Source organism: Micromonospora sp. WMMD956 (genome assembly GCF_029626125.1).
GTDB lineage: Bacteria > Actinomycetota > Actinomycetes > Mycobacteriales > Micromonosporaceae > Micromonospora > Micromonospora carbonacea.
Map to the genome: position 1 here is coordinate 2,799,650 of NZ_JARUBI010000005.1, position 13,520 is coordinate 2,813,169.

Below are 13,520 nucleotides of genomic sequence, written 5' to 3' on the forward strand. Positions count from 1 at the left end.
CCTGCGGGCCGGGCGGTCCGTGCCGCACCACCGTCCCGCCGTCCCGCCGTCCCGCCGTCCCGCCGTCCCGACCGAAACAGGCTGGAAGTGACTCAGGTCACACTGGCAAGGTTGAGCGGAATAGGCTCAACTCTGGTTGTGTCCTTCCTAGTGGACACGCCGATCCGGGGGAGCCCATGAACACGGAACGTCTCACCACCAAGAGCCGCGAGACCATCACCGGTGCCGTCGCGCTGGCGAACCAGCGCGGTCACGCCACCGTGGAGCCCTGGCACCTGCTGCTGTCGCTGCTGGACACCGAGGGGTCGACCGCCGCCGGCCTGCTGCGCGCCGCCGGGGCCGACCCCGCCGAGCTGCGCCGGGCCGCCCAGCGCGCCGTCGACGCCCTGCCGGCCGCCCGGGGCTCCAGCATCGCCGAGCCCACGCTCGCCCGCGAGTTCGTCAACGCCATCGGCGCCGCCGAGCAGATCGCCCGGCCGCTCGGCGACGAGTACACCTCGACCGAGCACCTGCTCGCCGGCCTGGCCCGGGTCGGCGGCGCGGTCGCCACCGCGCTGCGCAACGCCGGTGCGACCGAGGAGAGCCTGGTCGCCGCGTTCCCGACCGTCCGGGGCGGGGACCGGCGGGTCACCACCGCCGACCCGGAGCAGACCTATCAGGCCCTGGCCAAGTACGGCGTCGACCTGACCGCCAGCGCCCGCGACGGGAAGATCGACCCGGTGATCGGCCGGGACTCCGAGATCCGCCGCGTCATCCAGGTGCTGTCCCGGCGTACCAAGAACAATCCGGTGCTGATCGGCGAGCCCGGCGTCGGCAAGACCGCGATCGTCGAGGGCCTCGCCCAGCGGATCGTGGCCGGCGACGTGCCCGAGTCGCTGCGCGACAAGAAGCTGGTCTCGCTCGACCTCGGCGCGATGGTGGCCGGCGCGCAATACCGGGGCCAGTTCGAGGAGCGCCTCAAGTCCGTGCTGGAGGAGATCAAGAACTCCGACGGCCAGGTCATCACGTTCCTCGACGAGCTGCACACCGTCGTCGGCGCGGGCAAGGGCGAGGGCTCGATGGACGCCGGCAACATGCTCAAGCCGATGCTCGCGCGCGGCGAGCTGCGGATGGTCGGCGCGACCACCCTCGACGAATACCGCGAGCACATCGAGAAGGACCCGGCCCTGGAGCGCCGCTTCCAGCCGGTGCTGGTCGGCGAGCCGACCATCGAGGACACCATCGGCATCCTGCGCGGGCTCAAGGAGCGCTACGAGGTGCACCACGGCGTACGCATCACCGACGCCGCCCTGGTCGCCGCCGCCGCCCTCTCCGACCGCTACATCACCGACCGGTTCCTGCCGGACAAGGCGATCGACCTGGTCGACGAGTCCGCGTCCCGGCTGCGTATGGAGATCGACTCCCGGCCGGTCGAGGTCGACGAGATCGAGCGGGCCGTGCGCCGGTTGGAGATCGAGGAGATGGCGCTGGCCAAGGAGCCCGACGCCGCCTCCGCCGAGCGCCTCGACCGGCTGCGCAAGGAGCTGGCCGACAAGCGCGAGCAGCTCACCGCCCTCTCCGAGCGCTGGCAGACGGAGAAGAGCCACATCACCAAGCTGTCCACCGCCAAGGAGGAGCTGGAGCGGCTCGGCGGCGAGGCCGAGCGGGCCGAGCGCGACGGCGAGCTGGAGCGGGCCGCCGAGCTGCGCTACGGCCGTATCCCCGCGCTCAAGGCCGACCTCGCGAAGGCCGAGGAGGAGCTGGCCCGGCTCCAGGCCGACGGCGCGATGCTCAAGGAGGAGGTCGGCGCGGACGACATCGCCGCCGTCGTCGCCTCCTGGACGGGCATCCCCGCCGGCCGGCTCCTCGAAGGCGAGACCGCCAAGCTGCTGCGGATGGAGGAGTCGCTGGGCGCGCGCGTGGTCGGCCAGGCCGAGGCCGTCTCGGCCGTCTCCGACGCGGTGCGCCGCGCCCGGGCCGGCGTCGCCGACCCGGACCGCCCCACCGGCAGCTTCCTCTTCCTCGGCCCGACCGGCGTCGGCAAGACCGAGCTGGCCAAGGCGCTCGCCGAGTTCCTCTTCGACGACGAGCGGGCCATGGTCCGCATCGACATGAGCGAGTACGGCGAGAAGCACTCCGTCGCCCGGCTCGTCGGTGCCCCGCCCGGCTACGTCGGCTACGAGGAGGGCGGCCAGCTCACCGAGGCGGTGCGCCGCCGGCCGTACTCGGTGATCCTGCTCGACGAGGTCGAGAAGGCCCACCCCGACGTCTTCGACGTGCTGCTCCAGGTGCTCGACGACGGCCGGCTCACCGACGGCCAGGGCCGCACGGTGGACTTCCGCAACGCGATCCTGATCCTCACCTCCAACCTCGGTTCGTCGGTGATCAGCGACCTGACGCTGGCCGAGGAGCAGCGCCGGGAGGGCGTCCTCGCGGTGGTCCGGTCGCACTTCAAGCCGGAGTTCCTCAACCGGCTCGACGACATCGTGGTCTTCGCCGCGCTGCTGGGCGACGACCTGCGGGCCATCGTCGACATCCAGCTCGACCGGATGCGGAAGCGGCTCGCCGACCGCCGGCTGGCGCTGGACGTCAGCGAGGCCGCGCGGGGCTGGCTCGCCGAGCACGGGTACGACCCGATCTACGGTGCCCGCCCGCTGCGCCGGCTGGTGCAGTCCGCCATCGGCGACCAGCTCGCCCGGGCGCTGCTGTCCGGCGCGATCCGCGACGGCGACACGGTCCAGGTCGACCTGGCCGACGGCAAGGACGGCCTGACGGTCGCCGCGGCCTGACCCGCTGGCGTGAATGTTAATAGGGGCCCCCTGTACAACGTTTTGCGTTAACAGGGGGCCCTTCCTTCCAAGGGGGTTCGGGATGGGCGATCGGCTCGACGCGGCCGTGCGGAAGCTGGCGGACACCGACACGCTCGCCTTCGGCGGGGTCGGCTTCGCCGGCACGGTGCTGCCGGAGACCGAGGCGTACTTCGAGGTCGAGCGGCAGCTCGACGCGCACCCGGGGCGGGCCCGGCGGAAGGTCGACTGGCTGCTCGCGCACGGCTCGCCGGCCGGTCGGGCGTACGCGGCGACCCTGCTGGGGCGGGTCGACCCTGCCGCCGCCCGTGCCGCCTGGGAGGGGTTGCGCGGCTCCGGGGCCGAGCTCGTCACCTTCGCCGGCTGCATCATGGGCCGGACCCGGCTCGGTGACTACGCCGCCGCCCAGCTCAACAGCGCCGACGACGGCTCGTAACTGAGTAGTTACTCAGTCGTGCTCGGGTTTCCCCACGTGCGCGGGGTTGTTACCGTCTCCGCCGACGCGACTGGGGGAGGCGATCGGGTTGAACGGTTCGGTGGCGTATCTGGTGACGGGATTGGGCTGCCTCATCGCGGTGGCCGGCATCGTCGTCGCCGTGGTGGCGATGCAGCGCTCCCGCAGGGGCACGGGCGGGCGGCCCGGCCCGGTGGACCCGTTCCGGGACCGCGACGCCGACGCGCTGCGGGGCGACCCGCGCCGGCTGAGCCCCGGCGACATCGTCGAGATCCGCGGCACCTCGTACGGGGTGCGCGGCTCCGTGCTGCTCAAGGAGGGCAGCTGGACCTGGTCGGAGCACCTGCTCGACGACGCGGCCGGCGGTCAGCTCTGGCTCTCCGTCGAGGAGGACCCCGACGTGATCATGGTGCTCTGGACGACCGACCCGGCGCTCACCATCACCCCGGGCGCGCCGAGCATCGACCTCGACGGCCACCGGTACGTCAGCAAGGAGGCCGGGCACGCGCGGTTCACCGCCACCGGCAGCACGGGCCTCGACCCGTCCGGCGCGATGCGCTACCACGACTACCGGGGGCCGGGGAAGCTGCGGCTCTCCTTCGAGGCATACGGCAACGCCGCGTGGGAGGTGGCCCGGGGCGACGAGCTGCACCGCTCCGACGTGATGATCTACCCGCAGTCCGGCCCGGCGAAGGTGGGCTGACCCCGTGCTGGTCACCCTCGACGCCCCGTACGTCGACACCAGCGCCGCCGACCTCAGCCTCGCCCTCGGCGACGGCGAACGCCCCGCGCTGCACGTGCTCGACCTCGACCTGCCCGCCGGGATCCGGCTGCGGCTGCGGCTGCTCGGCGCGTCACACCAGGTGGTGCTGCGCGCGGCCGGCACCGAGCTGACCGAGACCGTCGCCTGCCTCCCCGGCCGCCCGCCCGAGCTGCCCGCGACCCGGCTGGACGAGGCGAACGGCTACCGGTTCACCGCCACCGTGCTGCGCCCGGCCGGGGCGGAGCTGAGCACCCGGGTCGCCGCGCTCCGCGCCGAGCTGGCCGGTGACCCGTACGCGCTGGTCGGGGTGTTTCCCGGCGACGCCGACGCGGTGACCGCCCTCGCCGTGCGCACCGACCCGCCGGACGGGGCGGTCGGCTGGCGCACCTGGCACGCGTACCCCCAGACCAACGAGCTGGTCCTGACCGAGACGGTGGTGTCCCTATGACGTACCGACGCTGGTTCGTGGTGGGAGCGGCGGTCGCCGTGGTCGGCGCGCTGCTCGCCGCCTTCGCGATCTTCTACGGCAACTTCTCCCCGCGCGGCTACGTGCAGGACCGGTACAACCGGGCGGCCAGCCGCGACATCGGCCGGGACGCCGTGGCGTACACCTCGTCGAAGACGCCCAGCCAGGTCGCCAAGGAGGTCACCGACGCCTGGCAGCCGGCCGACCAGTACGTCGACGGCAGCGGCGTCTACCTGCGCTACGACGACGACTCGGTGGTGATCCTGCCGATCGCCGCCGGCTCGGTGATCCTGCTCGAACGCATGACCACCGCCTACCCCCGTTACCACTCGACCGTCGGGTCGCACTGGGGCTGGGGACGCGGCAGCACCGTCCGGGGCGGCGGCCCCGGCACCGGCAAGTAGCCCGACGAACGCCCCTCACCCTGGAGTGTCCCCCTTGCAGAACCTCGTCACCGATCTGCTGGTCACCCTCGCCTACGGCGTGGTCGGCGTCGTCCTGATGGGCGTCGGCTACGGGCTGGTCGACGTGGCCACCCCCGGCAAGCTGCACGAGCTGATCTGGACCGAGCGCAACCGCAACGCCGCCCTGCTGCTGTCGTCGAACCTGCTCGGCGTCGGCACCATCGTGGTCGCCGCGATCGTCGCCAGCGAGGACGACTTCGTGCTCGGCCTCGTCGGCGCGGCGGCGTACGGGATCGTCGGGCTGGTCATCATGGCCGCCGCGTTCCTGCTGCTCGACGCCGTGACCCCGGGGCGGCTCGGCGAGCTGCTGGTCGACCCGGAGCCGCACCCCGCCGTGTGGGTGTCCGCCGTCGTGCACCTGGCCACCGGCGCGATCATCGCCGCCGCGATCAGCTGATGACCGCCGGCAAGCACCCGGGCGGCGGGCGGCCCGGCCAGCCGGCGGCGGCGAAGAAGTCGTCGGCCGCCAGCGGCTGGGTCGTCGCGCTGGTGACCGTCGTCCTCGTCGGCGGCTGCATCGGCATCAGCGTGACCAACGGCGACTCCGGCGGCACCACCGTCCCCGCCCCGGCGGCCGACGAGCGGGCCGACACCGTGCCGATCCTCGCCCAGGCCGCCGGCAGCCAGGGCATCTGCTACGGCTGGCGGCTGGAGAGCTGGTACGCCTCCGACCCGGTCAGCGTCGGCTCCAACCTCGGCGACGGGGTCCCCGTGGTCGACGACCCGGCCTGCCCGCGCTGGGTCGAGGTGACCGCCGACGTCCGCTACACGTCGGAGAGCAGCGAGAGCAGCGACTACGCGCTCATCGACGTGAACGGCTCGCCCGACATCGACCGCGCCGACCTGTACGCCGTCGAGACCGGGCTCGCCCGCTTCGGCCTCGTGGAGGACGTGTTCGTCGACGACCCCGGTTGGGCGGTCTGCCGGGCCGCCGTGGCGCTGCCGCTGCTGCTCGCCGAGACCGGCGTGGTGCCGCCGGCCGCCGCCCCCACCGCGCAGCCCGGCGCGACCGCAGCCCCGCTGCCCGACGCCGGCAGCGACTTCTGGCGGGACCGCTGGGGCTGGCTGCTCGCCACCGGCGGGCTGCTGCTGGTCACCGCGCTGCTGTTCACCGTCGGCTTCGTGCAGCGGGGCCGGCAGCGGGCGGCGGCGTCCGCCGGGCGTACCCCGGGGAAGGCGTGACCACCGAGACGCCGGCGGCGGTCGACGGCGGTGCCCCCGCCGCCGCCCGGCCGCGCTGGCGGTTGGCCCGCTCGGCGGTGCTGGTCGCGGTCTTCGTCTGCGCCGCCTGCGGCCTGGTCTACGAGCTGGCCCTGGTCGCGCTCGGCAGCTACCTGATCGGCGACACCGTCGGGCAGGCGTCGATCGTGCTCGGCGTGATGGTCTTCGCGATGGGCGTCGGCGCGCTCGCCGCGAAGCCGTTGCAGCCCCGGGCCGCCGCCGCGTTCGCCCTGGTCGAGCTGGTCCTCGCCCTGCTCGGCGGGCTGTCGGTGCTCGGCCTCTACGCCGCGTTCGCCTGGCTCGACCTGTACGGCCCGGCGCTGGTCGGCACCGCGTTCGTGCTCGGGCTGCTCATCGGCGCGGAGATCCCGCTGCTGATGGTGATGCTGCAACGCATCCGGGAACAGTCCGCCGGCAGCGCTGTGGCCGACCTGTTCGCCGCCGACTACGTCGGCGCGCTGCTCGGCGGGCTGGCCTTCCCGTTCCTGCTGATCCCGGTCTTCGGGCAGCTCAAGGGTGCCCTGGTGGTCGGCGCGGTGAACGCGGTGGCCGGCGTGGCGCTGGTCTGCACCGTGTTCCGGGCGGAGCTGAGCCGCCGGGCGCGCGTCGCCGTCGGCGCGGGATCCGTCGTGGTCGCGCTCTGCCTCGGGTACGCCTGGATCACCGCCGCCGACTTCGAGGTGACCGCCCGCCAGCAGCTCTACCGCGACCCGGTGGTGCACGCCGAGCGCAGCCGCTACCAGGAGATCGTGCTGACCCGCTCGGTGCGGGAGGTCGGCCACTCCGACACCGACCTGCGGCTGTTCCTCAACGGCGACCTCCAGTTCAGCTCCGTCGACGAGTACCGCTACCACGAGGCGCTCGTGCATCCCGTGCTGAACGGCCCGCGCGGCGAGGTGCTGGTGCTCGGCGCCGGCGACGGGCTCGCGGTGCGGGAGATCCTGCGCTACCCCGACGTGCGGCGGGTGACCGTCGTCGACCTCGACCCGGCCGTGGTGGCGCTGGCCCGCAGCGAACCGCAGCTGCGCGAGCTGAACGGCGACGCGTTCGCCGACCCCCGGGTGCGGGTGGTCAACGTCGACGCGTTCGGCTGGCTGCGCTCCGCCACCGACCGGTTCGACGTGGTCGTCGCCGACCTGCCCGACCCCGACGAGACGGCCACCGCCAAGCTTTACACCGTGGAGTTCTACGCGCTGGTCCGGGCCGTGCTCGCCGACGGCGGGCGGCTCGTCGTGCAGTCCGGGTCGCCGTACTTCGCGCCCCGGTCGTACTGGTCGATCGAGGCGTCGGTGCGCGAGGCCGGCTTCGCCACCGTGCCGTACCACGTCGACGTGCCCAGCTTCGGCGACTGGGGGTTCGTGCTCGCCGCGCCCGGGGCCGCCCCGCCGCCGCTGGCGCTGCCGGCCGACGCGCCCCGGCTGCGCTTCCTCACCGCCGGCACGCTGGCGTCGGCCGCGAACTTCCCCGCCGACCGGGGCCGGCTCGACGTGCCCGCCTCCACGCTGCTGCGACCCCGTGTGCTGGAGTACGCCCGCGTCGAGTGGCGCGGCTACTAGCGTCGGGACCATGGTGCGCGGACCGTCGCGTCGTCACTGGATGCCGCCCCGGGCGCTGGCCGCGGCGGCGTACCTCCAGGCGTTCGTGCTGTCCGGGGTGGCCGCCGTGCTGCTGACCCGGGTGCTCCTGCGGGCCACCGGCTATCCCCAACTCGGCGGCGGCGGCCTGCACATCGCGCACGTGCTCTGGGGCGGCCTGCTGCTGGCCGCCGGCCTCGGCGTGGCGCTGGTCTTCCTCGGCGGCGCGGCCCGGATGACCGGCGCGATCCTCGGCGGGATCGGGTTCGGCCTGTTCATCGACGAGGTGGGCAAGTTCGTCACGGCCCGCACCGACTACTTCTACGCCCCCGCCGCCGGCATCATCTACGCCGTCTTCGCGGTGCTCGTGGTCATCACGCAGGCGGTCCGGGAGCGGACCCGGCTGATCCCCGAGGAGCGCACCGCGAACGCCCTGGACGCCGTGGCCGGCGGCCTCATCGACGGGCTCACCGACCGGCGGCGGGCGCAGGTGCTGCGGCTGGCCCGGGGCTCCGGCGCGGGCACCGAGGCCGCCGTGGCCGCGCTGCTCGACGCGGTGCCCCGCCGGGAACCGCCGCCGCCCCGGTTCTGGCAGCCCTGGCTGGCCCGCGCCCGGCGGGTCGCCGTCGGGCTGACCGACCAGCGGTGGGTGGTCCGCTTCGTGGTGCTCTACCTCGTGGTGGAGCCGGCGCTGACCGTGGTCGGGGTGGCGGTCGACGGCGTCACCGGGGCGCTGGACGAGGAGCGGGAGTGGGGCGCGGTGCTCGGCGTGTCGGCGTCGGCGCTGGCCACGGCGGTGCTCAGCGTCACGGCGGCGGCCCGGCTGCGGCGGGACCGGATCGGCGCGTTCCGGCTGTTCAAGCTGGCGATCCTGGTCGACCTGCTGTTCGGGCAGATCTTCAACTTCACCGTCAACCAGTTCGGGGCGGTCGCCGCGCTGGTCTTCGACCTGTTCCTGCTCGCCGTGGTGACGGCCGAACACCGCCGGCTGTCCCGGGCCGGCTGACCCCCGCCGCGCCCGTTCGGGCGGGCCGTCGACACGACGGGCGGCCCGGCGCGGTTCGCCGACGGGCGGCACGGGACTGCGGACGATACCGTGACGTCGTGATCTAGAAGGGAGAAGTCATGGTCGATACCCACAGCACGCCGTCGCGGGCCCGTCCGGGCATCGTGACGATCTCCACCTACCTGCTCATGTTCTTCGCGCTGCTCCAGCTGTTCAACCTCGTCACGACGATCGCCGTGAGCGGCAAGCTCCGGCAGGGCTTCGAGGACGCGTTCGAGGGCACCACGGGCGGGGCCGAGGGGCTGGGCACCTTCGTCGTCGGCTTCGCCATCGGCAGCGCCGTGCTGATGCTGGTCCTCGCCCTGGTCCTGGTCGTCCTCGGGATCTTCAACAACCGCGGCAGCAACGGCAGCCGCATCACCACCTGGGTGCTCGGCGGCATCCTGCTCTGCTGCGTCGGCGGCAGCTTGCTCAACGGTGCGGCCGGCTCGATGGGCGGGCCGTCGGCCGGCGGCGACGCGCCGAGCGCCGAGGAGATCGAGCGCAGCCTGAACGCGGCGCTGCCCTCCTGGTACACCCCGGTCAGCATGCTGCTCGGGGTCGTGGGCCTGCTCGCCGTGCTGGCCGCGCTGATCCTGCTGGCCCTGCCGAAGGCGAACGAGTTCTTCCGCAAGCCGAAGCAGGGCTGGGAGCCGCCGGTCCCGGGCGCCGCCTACCCGGCGTACCCGCAGCAGCCCGGCTACCCGCCGGCCCCGGGCTACCCGGGCGCCCCCGGCCACGCGACGTACCCGCACGGAACCCACGGCTCGTCCACCCCGGACCAGCCGCCGTACCCGGACCAGCCGGGGCCGTCCGCGTCCGACCGGCCGGACCCGTACGGGCCCGGCCAGGGTGGCGACCCCGGACCGTCGCCCTCCGCCGGCTCGTCGGACTCGGGCTGGTCGTCCGGTGGCTCCTCGGACTCCGGCTCCTCGTCCGGCGGCTCGTCGGACTCCGGCTCGTCCTCGTCCTCTTCGTCGGACTGAGCGTCGGCGTCGCCCCGCCCGCGACCGCCGGGCGGGGCGACGCCGGATATCGGCGACACCGACGGTCCCTCCGAGTAGGTTCCAACCGGACGCCTACCGGAGGGACCTCGTCGTGTCGTACCCCGATCAGGCGCCAGCCCGCCGCCCCGCAGCCGTCGGGCTGGCGGCGACGGTGCTGGTGCTGATGGCCGCCGGTGCCGTGGCCTCGGCGGTCGCCGCGCTGCTCGTCCTCGGCGGCACCGTCGAGCGGTTCCGGTCGGCGGCGGCCGGCACGTCGGCCGCCGCGACGCAGGTCGACGACGTGGTCCTCCTGCTGCGGGGCGCGACGGTCGCCTCGGCGGTGGTGACGGTCCTGGTGGGCGTCGTGCTGGTCGGCCTGGCGGCCGGGCTGCGCGCCGGCCGGCCCGGGGCCCGGGTGGCGACCTGGGCGGTCTGCGGGCTGGGCGCGCTGTTCGGCTGCTGCGCGGTGACGGCGCTGGTCGGCCAGCGGGCCGTGCCGCTGCGGCTGTCCGCCGACGGCCGGTCCGCCGCCGAGCTGCTGGGCCTCGTCGGCGACGCCTATCCGGGCTTCTGGCTCGCGGTCAACGCCGCGCTTTCGGTCGGCCAGGCGCTCGGTTACCTTGGGGTAGCCGCGTTGCTGGTCTCGCCGAGCGCCAGCGCGTGGTTCCGTCGGCGGCACCCCGCGCCGGCGCCGCCCGCCACCGCCCACCACCCGTTCCGCTGAGGATCGTCCGTGACGTCAGAGCAGGTTCCCGCCGTACGCCGGGCGCTGGTCACCGGCGCGACGGCCGGCATCGGCGCGGAGTTCGCCCGCCGGCTCGCCGCCGACGGCTGGGCCCTGGTGCTGGTGGCACGCGACGCCGCCCGGCTCGCGGAGAAGGCCGCCGAGCTGACGGGCCGGTACGGCCACCCCGTCGAGGTGATCGCGGCGGACCTGTCCACCGCCGACGGCTGCGCCGAAGTGGAACGGCGGCTGACCGGCGACGGGCAGGTCGACCTGCTCGTCAACAACGCCGGGATCAGCCTCAACCAGCCGTTCCTGCGGTCCTCGCCGGACGACGAGTCCCGCCTGCTGGGGCTCAACGTGCACGCGGTGCTGCGGCTGACCCGCGCGGCGATCGGCCCGATGATCCGACGGGGTGACGGGGCAGTGATAAATGTCTCTTCGGTCGCCGGCTTCGGCCCCGTGATGCCGGGATCGACGTATCCGGCGAGCAAGGCGTGGGTGACGGCCTTCAGCGAGTCCATCGACCTCACCACCCGCCCGCGCGGCGTACGCGTGATGGCCCTCTGCCCTGGTTACACCCGCACCGGCGCGCACGAGCGGATCGGCATCGACATGTCCGGCACGCCCCGCCTGATGTGGCTGCGCGCCGAGCAGGTCGTCGACGAAGCCCTGCGTGACCTGCGGAAAGGGCGCTCGGTCAGCGTCCCGTCACGGCGTTACAAGCTGGCCGTCGCGGCGGTGCGGCACGCCCCACGCGGGCTGCTGCGCCGGTTCGCCCGGGACACCCGGGGCCGCGACGACCGCCACCCCGGCTGACCTGCGGCGCAGCGCCGGCAGGCCGGCTCGGCGGCGGCCCGGCCGACCCGGCCCGGCAAATCGATCGCACAGAGTAGCGGAATATCGCCAACCATCGGTCGCCCGTGGGGCTGACCGGGGTGGACCCCACACACACCTCCCAGACTTGCGCAGTACCCTCTATCGCCATGGGGGACCACGACGACCTGCGTAAATTCATCATCGACCTGGCTGTGGTCCATGGGCGGGTGGTGCTCTCCTCCGGTCGGGAGGCGGACTGGTACGTCGATCTGCGACGTGTCACGCTCCATCACCAGGCCGCTCCGTTGGTCGGTCGGGTGCTGCTCGACCTGACCGCCGACTGGGAGTACGACGCCGTCGGTGGCCTGACCCTGGGCGCCGATCCGGTGGCCCTCTCCATGTTGCACGCCGCGTCGGCGACCGACCGGTCGCTCGATGCGTTCGTCGTCCGTAAGGCGGGTAAGGCCCACGGTCTGCAACGCCGCATCGAGGGGCCGGACGTGGCCGGACGACGGGTACTGGCGGTCGAGGACACGTCGACGACGGGTGGCAGCGTGCTGACCGCAGTTGAGGCGCTGCGCGAGGCCGGAGCCGATGTAGTGGGTGTGGCGGTTATTGTTGATCGTGGCGCCGGCGACGCGGTGGAAGCCGCCGGACTGCCGTATCGGGCGGCCTATACGTTGGCTGACCTCGGCCTTGTGGCCTAAAAGTTTGCCGATTCGGATCTGCTGATATGCAGGCGGATCGATGCTGCTGGTGGAAGGATGGAATACGTGGGAACTGCGTTGGCTGAAATGACCATGCCTCAGATCTCGCCGCTTGCCGGCGAGCCGATCGAACGCGCCGACGCCGAGCGGCTGGCGGGGGTCCTCAAGGCCCTTGCCGACCCCGCCCGGCTGCGGCTGCTCAGCCTGATCCAGTCGGCCCCCGAGGGCGAAGCGTGCGTGTGCGACCTGACCGCGCCGCTCGGCCTCTCCCAGCCGACGGTCAGCCACCACCTGCGTATCCTCACCGAGGCCGGCTTGCTGGAGCGGGAGAAGCGCGGGGTCTGGGCGTACTACCGGTTGGTGCCGACCGCGATCGCCACGATCGCGGATCTGCTGACCCCGCCGCGTAAGCGGGCCACCAAGAAGGCCCGCTGACGAGGTTTCCGTTCCGGCCGTCCCGCCTCAGGACGGCATCTGGTGGCGTGCCAGGGGTGGCGTCACCATCGGACGGTGCCGGCTGCCCGGGTGACCGGCAGTCGCCTCGTTTCTTCATTGCGGCTTGAACCGATGGCCGGTCCCGTCTCGACGGGGCCGGCCATCGACGCACGCCTTCTTCCTTAGCGGCCCTCGCCGTGCTCCGGCCACCGGCCGCCGCCCTGTTGCTGCGGCGGCTGCTGCCCCTGCTCGCCGCCGTGCGGGGTCTGGGCGTGGTGGTCGTGGTGGTGCTCGACCGCGTCCCGGACGGCCTCCACGGCACCGGCCGCGCTGGCGGCGGCGATCACCGTCATGACCTCGCCCCGCTTGCGGGCCCGCCGGTCGCGGAGGAACTCGAAGAAGATCGGCAGCACCGAGATCAGGATGATCAGCGCGACCACCGGCAGGATGTACCGGTCGATCTTGTCGCCGATCGCGTTGTAGATCTGCTCGGCGAGCAGGTAGCCGATCAGCAGGATGCCGTCCACCCACAGGATCGCCCCGACGACGTTCCACAGGAAGAACTGCTTCGCCGGCATGCCGAGCACCCCGGCGACCGGGTTGAGGAACGTGCGGACGATCGGGATGAACCGGGCCAGCACCACGGCCTTGGCCGGGCCGAACTTCCGGAAGTAGTGCTCGGCCTTCTCCACGTACTCCCGCTTGAACAGCCGCGAGTTGGGGCGCTCGAACATGCGCCGGCCGTACCGCGCGCCGAGCCAGTGCCCGAGCTGGGCACCGACGATCGCGCAGATCGGACCCCCGATCAGCAGCCCGACCAGGGAGAGCCGGGTGCCGTCGCCGAAGATCGCGTCCGCCACCGGCGAGGCGGCGACGCCGGCCAGGAACAGCAGCGAGTCGCCGGGGAAGAAGAAGCCGACGAGCAGCCCGGTCTCGGCGAACAGGATCACCCAGACGCCGATCAGCCCGAAGGTCTGGAGTAGATCCTTCGGATCGAGCGGGTTCAGGGCGACGGTCTCGGAGACCGCCCGTGCCTTCTCTGCTGTGTCCACGGCCACACAGGGTACCGAACCCGG

Annotated in this window: 15 protein-coding genes; 14 read left to right on the plus strand and 1 reads right to left on the minus strand. The window is 73.3% G+C overall.

From position 1 onward, the window contains the following. The first annotated feature begins 176 nt into the window (after positions 1–176). From clpB to O7628_RS12965, 14 genes are all read left to right on the plus strand, one after another. On the plus strand, positions 177–2,768 hold the full coding sequence (clpB, locus tag O7628_RS12900; protein WP_278130585.1) for an ATP-dependent chaperone ClpB: 2,592 nt from the start codon (positions 177–179) through the stop codon (positions 2,766–2,768). An 82-nt stretch (positions 2,769–2,850) separates the two neighbouring features. Beyond that, positions 2,851–3,222, plus strand: coding sequence for a hypothetical protein (locus O7628_RS12905; protein WP_278130587.1), 372 nt, complete (start codon positions 2,851–2,853; stop codon positions 3,220–3,222). Positions 3,223–3,310: 88 nt separating this feature from the next. Further along, on the plus strand, positions 3,311–3,943 hold the full coding sequence (locus O7628_RS12910) for a DUF4178 domain-containing protein (RefSeq protein WP_074475629.1): 633 nt from the start codon (positions 3,311–3,313) through the stop codon (positions 3,941–3,943). Between the two features lie 4 nt (positions 3,944–3,947). Further along, positions 3,948–4,451: a DUF2617 family protein gene (locus tag O7628_RS12915; RefSeq protein ID WP_278130589.1), complete on the plus strand. Its 504-nt coding sequence runs from the start codon at positions 3,948–3,950 to the stop codon at positions 4,449–4,451. Further along, complete coding sequence (locus tag O7628_RS12920; RefSeq protein ID WP_278130591.1) at positions 4,448–4,873, plus strand: DUF4247 domain-containing protein; 426 nt, start codon at positions 4,448–4,450, stop codon at positions 4,871–4,873. Before O7628_RS12915 ends, O7628_RS12920 begins: the two co-directional genes overlap by 4 nt. Before the next feature lie 34 nt (positions 4,874–4,907). Next, positions 4,908–5,330 carry a DUF350 domain-containing protein gene (locus O7628_RS12925; RefSeq protein ID WP_229405662.1) on the plus strand — a complete coding sequence of 141 codons (423 nt, stop codon included), beginning with the start codon at positions 4,908–4,910 and terminating at the stop codon, positions 5,328–5,330. Next, entirely contained in the window at positions 5,330–6,115 is a 786-nt protein-coding gene (locus O7628_RS12930; protein ID WP_278130593.1) for a hypothetical protein, read from the plus strand. The genes O7628_RS12925 and O7628_RS12930 overlap by 1 nt, the downstream gene beginning before the upstream one ends. Continuing rightward, positions 6,112–7,710: a polyamine aminopropyltransferase gene (locus O7628_RS12935; RefSeq protein WP_278130594.1), complete on the plus strand. Its 1,599-nt coding sequence runs from the start codon at positions 6,112–6,114 to the stop codon at positions 7,708–7,710. The genes O7628_RS12930 and O7628_RS12935 overlap by 4 nt, the downstream gene beginning before the upstream one ends. Before the next feature lie 40 nt (positions 7,711–7,750). After that, positions 7,751–8,734, plus strand: a complete 984-nt coding sequence (locus O7628_RS12940) for a hypothetical protein (RefSeq protein WP_278136298.1) — start codon at positions 7,751–7,753, stop codon at positions 8,732–8,734. Between the two features lie 119 nt (positions 8,735–8,853). Next, positions 8,854–9,759, plus strand: coding sequence for a hypothetical protein (locus O7628_RS12945; protein WP_278130595.1), 906 nt, complete (start codon positions 8,854–8,856; stop codon positions 9,757–9,759). Between the two features lie 112 nt (positions 9,760–9,871). Beyond that, on the plus strand, positions 9,872–10,483 hold the full coding sequence (locus O7628_RS12950; protein WP_178062800.1) for a hypothetical protein: 612 nt from the start codon (positions 9,872–9,874) through the stop codon (positions 10,481–10,483). Positions 10,484–10,492: 9 nt separating this feature from the next. After that, positions 10,493–11,302, plus strand: coding sequence for an SDR family oxidoreductase (locus tag O7628_RS12955; protein WP_278130598.1), 810 nt, complete (start codon positions 10,493–10,495; stop codon positions 11,300–11,302). A 167-nt stretch (positions 11,303–11,469) separates the two neighbouring features. Next, positions 11,470–12,009, plus strand: coding sequence for an orotate phosphoribosyltransferase (pyrE, locus tag O7628_RS12960; RefSeq protein ID WP_074475750.1), 540 nt, complete (start codon positions 11,470–11,472; stop codon positions 12,007–12,009). 57 nt (positions 12,010–12,066) lie between these two features. Then, entirely contained in the window at positions 12,067–12,444 is a 378-nt protein-coding gene (locus tag O7628_RS12965; RefSeq protein ID WP_007073957.1) for a metalloregulator ArsR/SmtB family transcription factor, read from the plus strand. Positions 12,445–12,626: 182 nt separating this feature from the next. Here the strand turns inward: O7628_RS12965 and O7628_RS12970 are convergent, their stop codons facing one another. Next, positions 12,627–13,502, minus strand: a complete 876-nt coding sequence (locus tag O7628_RS12970; RefSeq protein WP_246384253.1) for a DedA family protein — start codon at positions 13,500–13,502, stop codon at positions 12,627–12,629. Positions 13,503–13,520 lie beyond the last annotated feature (18 nt).

What these genes read in the sequence shown, in the direction of transcription:
- clpB (WP_278130585.1), top strand. Translation starts at nt 177, where the DNA reads ATGAACACGGAACGTCTCACCACCAAGAGCCGCGAGACCATCACCGGT.
- O7628_RS12905 (WP_278130587.1), top strand. Translation starts at nt 2,851, where the DNA reads ATGGGCGATCGGCTCGACGCGGCCGTGCGGAAGCTGGCGGACACCGAC.
- O7628_RS12920 (WP_278130591.1), top strand. Translation starts at nt 4,448, where the DNA reads ATGACGTACCGACGCTGGTTCGTGGTGGGAGCGGCGGTCGCCGTGGTC.
- O7628_RS12930 (WP_278130593.1), top strand. Translation starts at nt 5,330, where the DNA reads ATGACCGCCGGCAAGCACCCGGGCGGCGGGCGGCCCGGCCAGCCGGCG.
- O7628_RS12940 (WP_278136298.1), top strand. Translation starts at nt 7,751, where the DNA reads ATGCCGCCCCGGGCGCTGGCCGCGGCGGCGTACCTCCAGGCGTTCGTG.
- O7628_RS12945 (WP_278130595.1), top strand. Translation starts at nt 8,854, where the DNA reads ATGGTCGATACCCACAGCACGCCGTCGCGGGCCCGTCCGGGCATCGTG.
- pyrE (WP_074475750.1), top strand. Translation starts at nt 11,470, where the DNA reads ATGGGGGACCACGACGACCTGCGTAAATTCATCATCGACCTGGCTGTG.
- O7628_RS12965 (WP_007073957.1), top strand. Translation starts at nt 12,067, where the DNA reads ATGGAATACGTGGGAACTGCGTTGGCTGAAATGACCATGCCTCAGATC.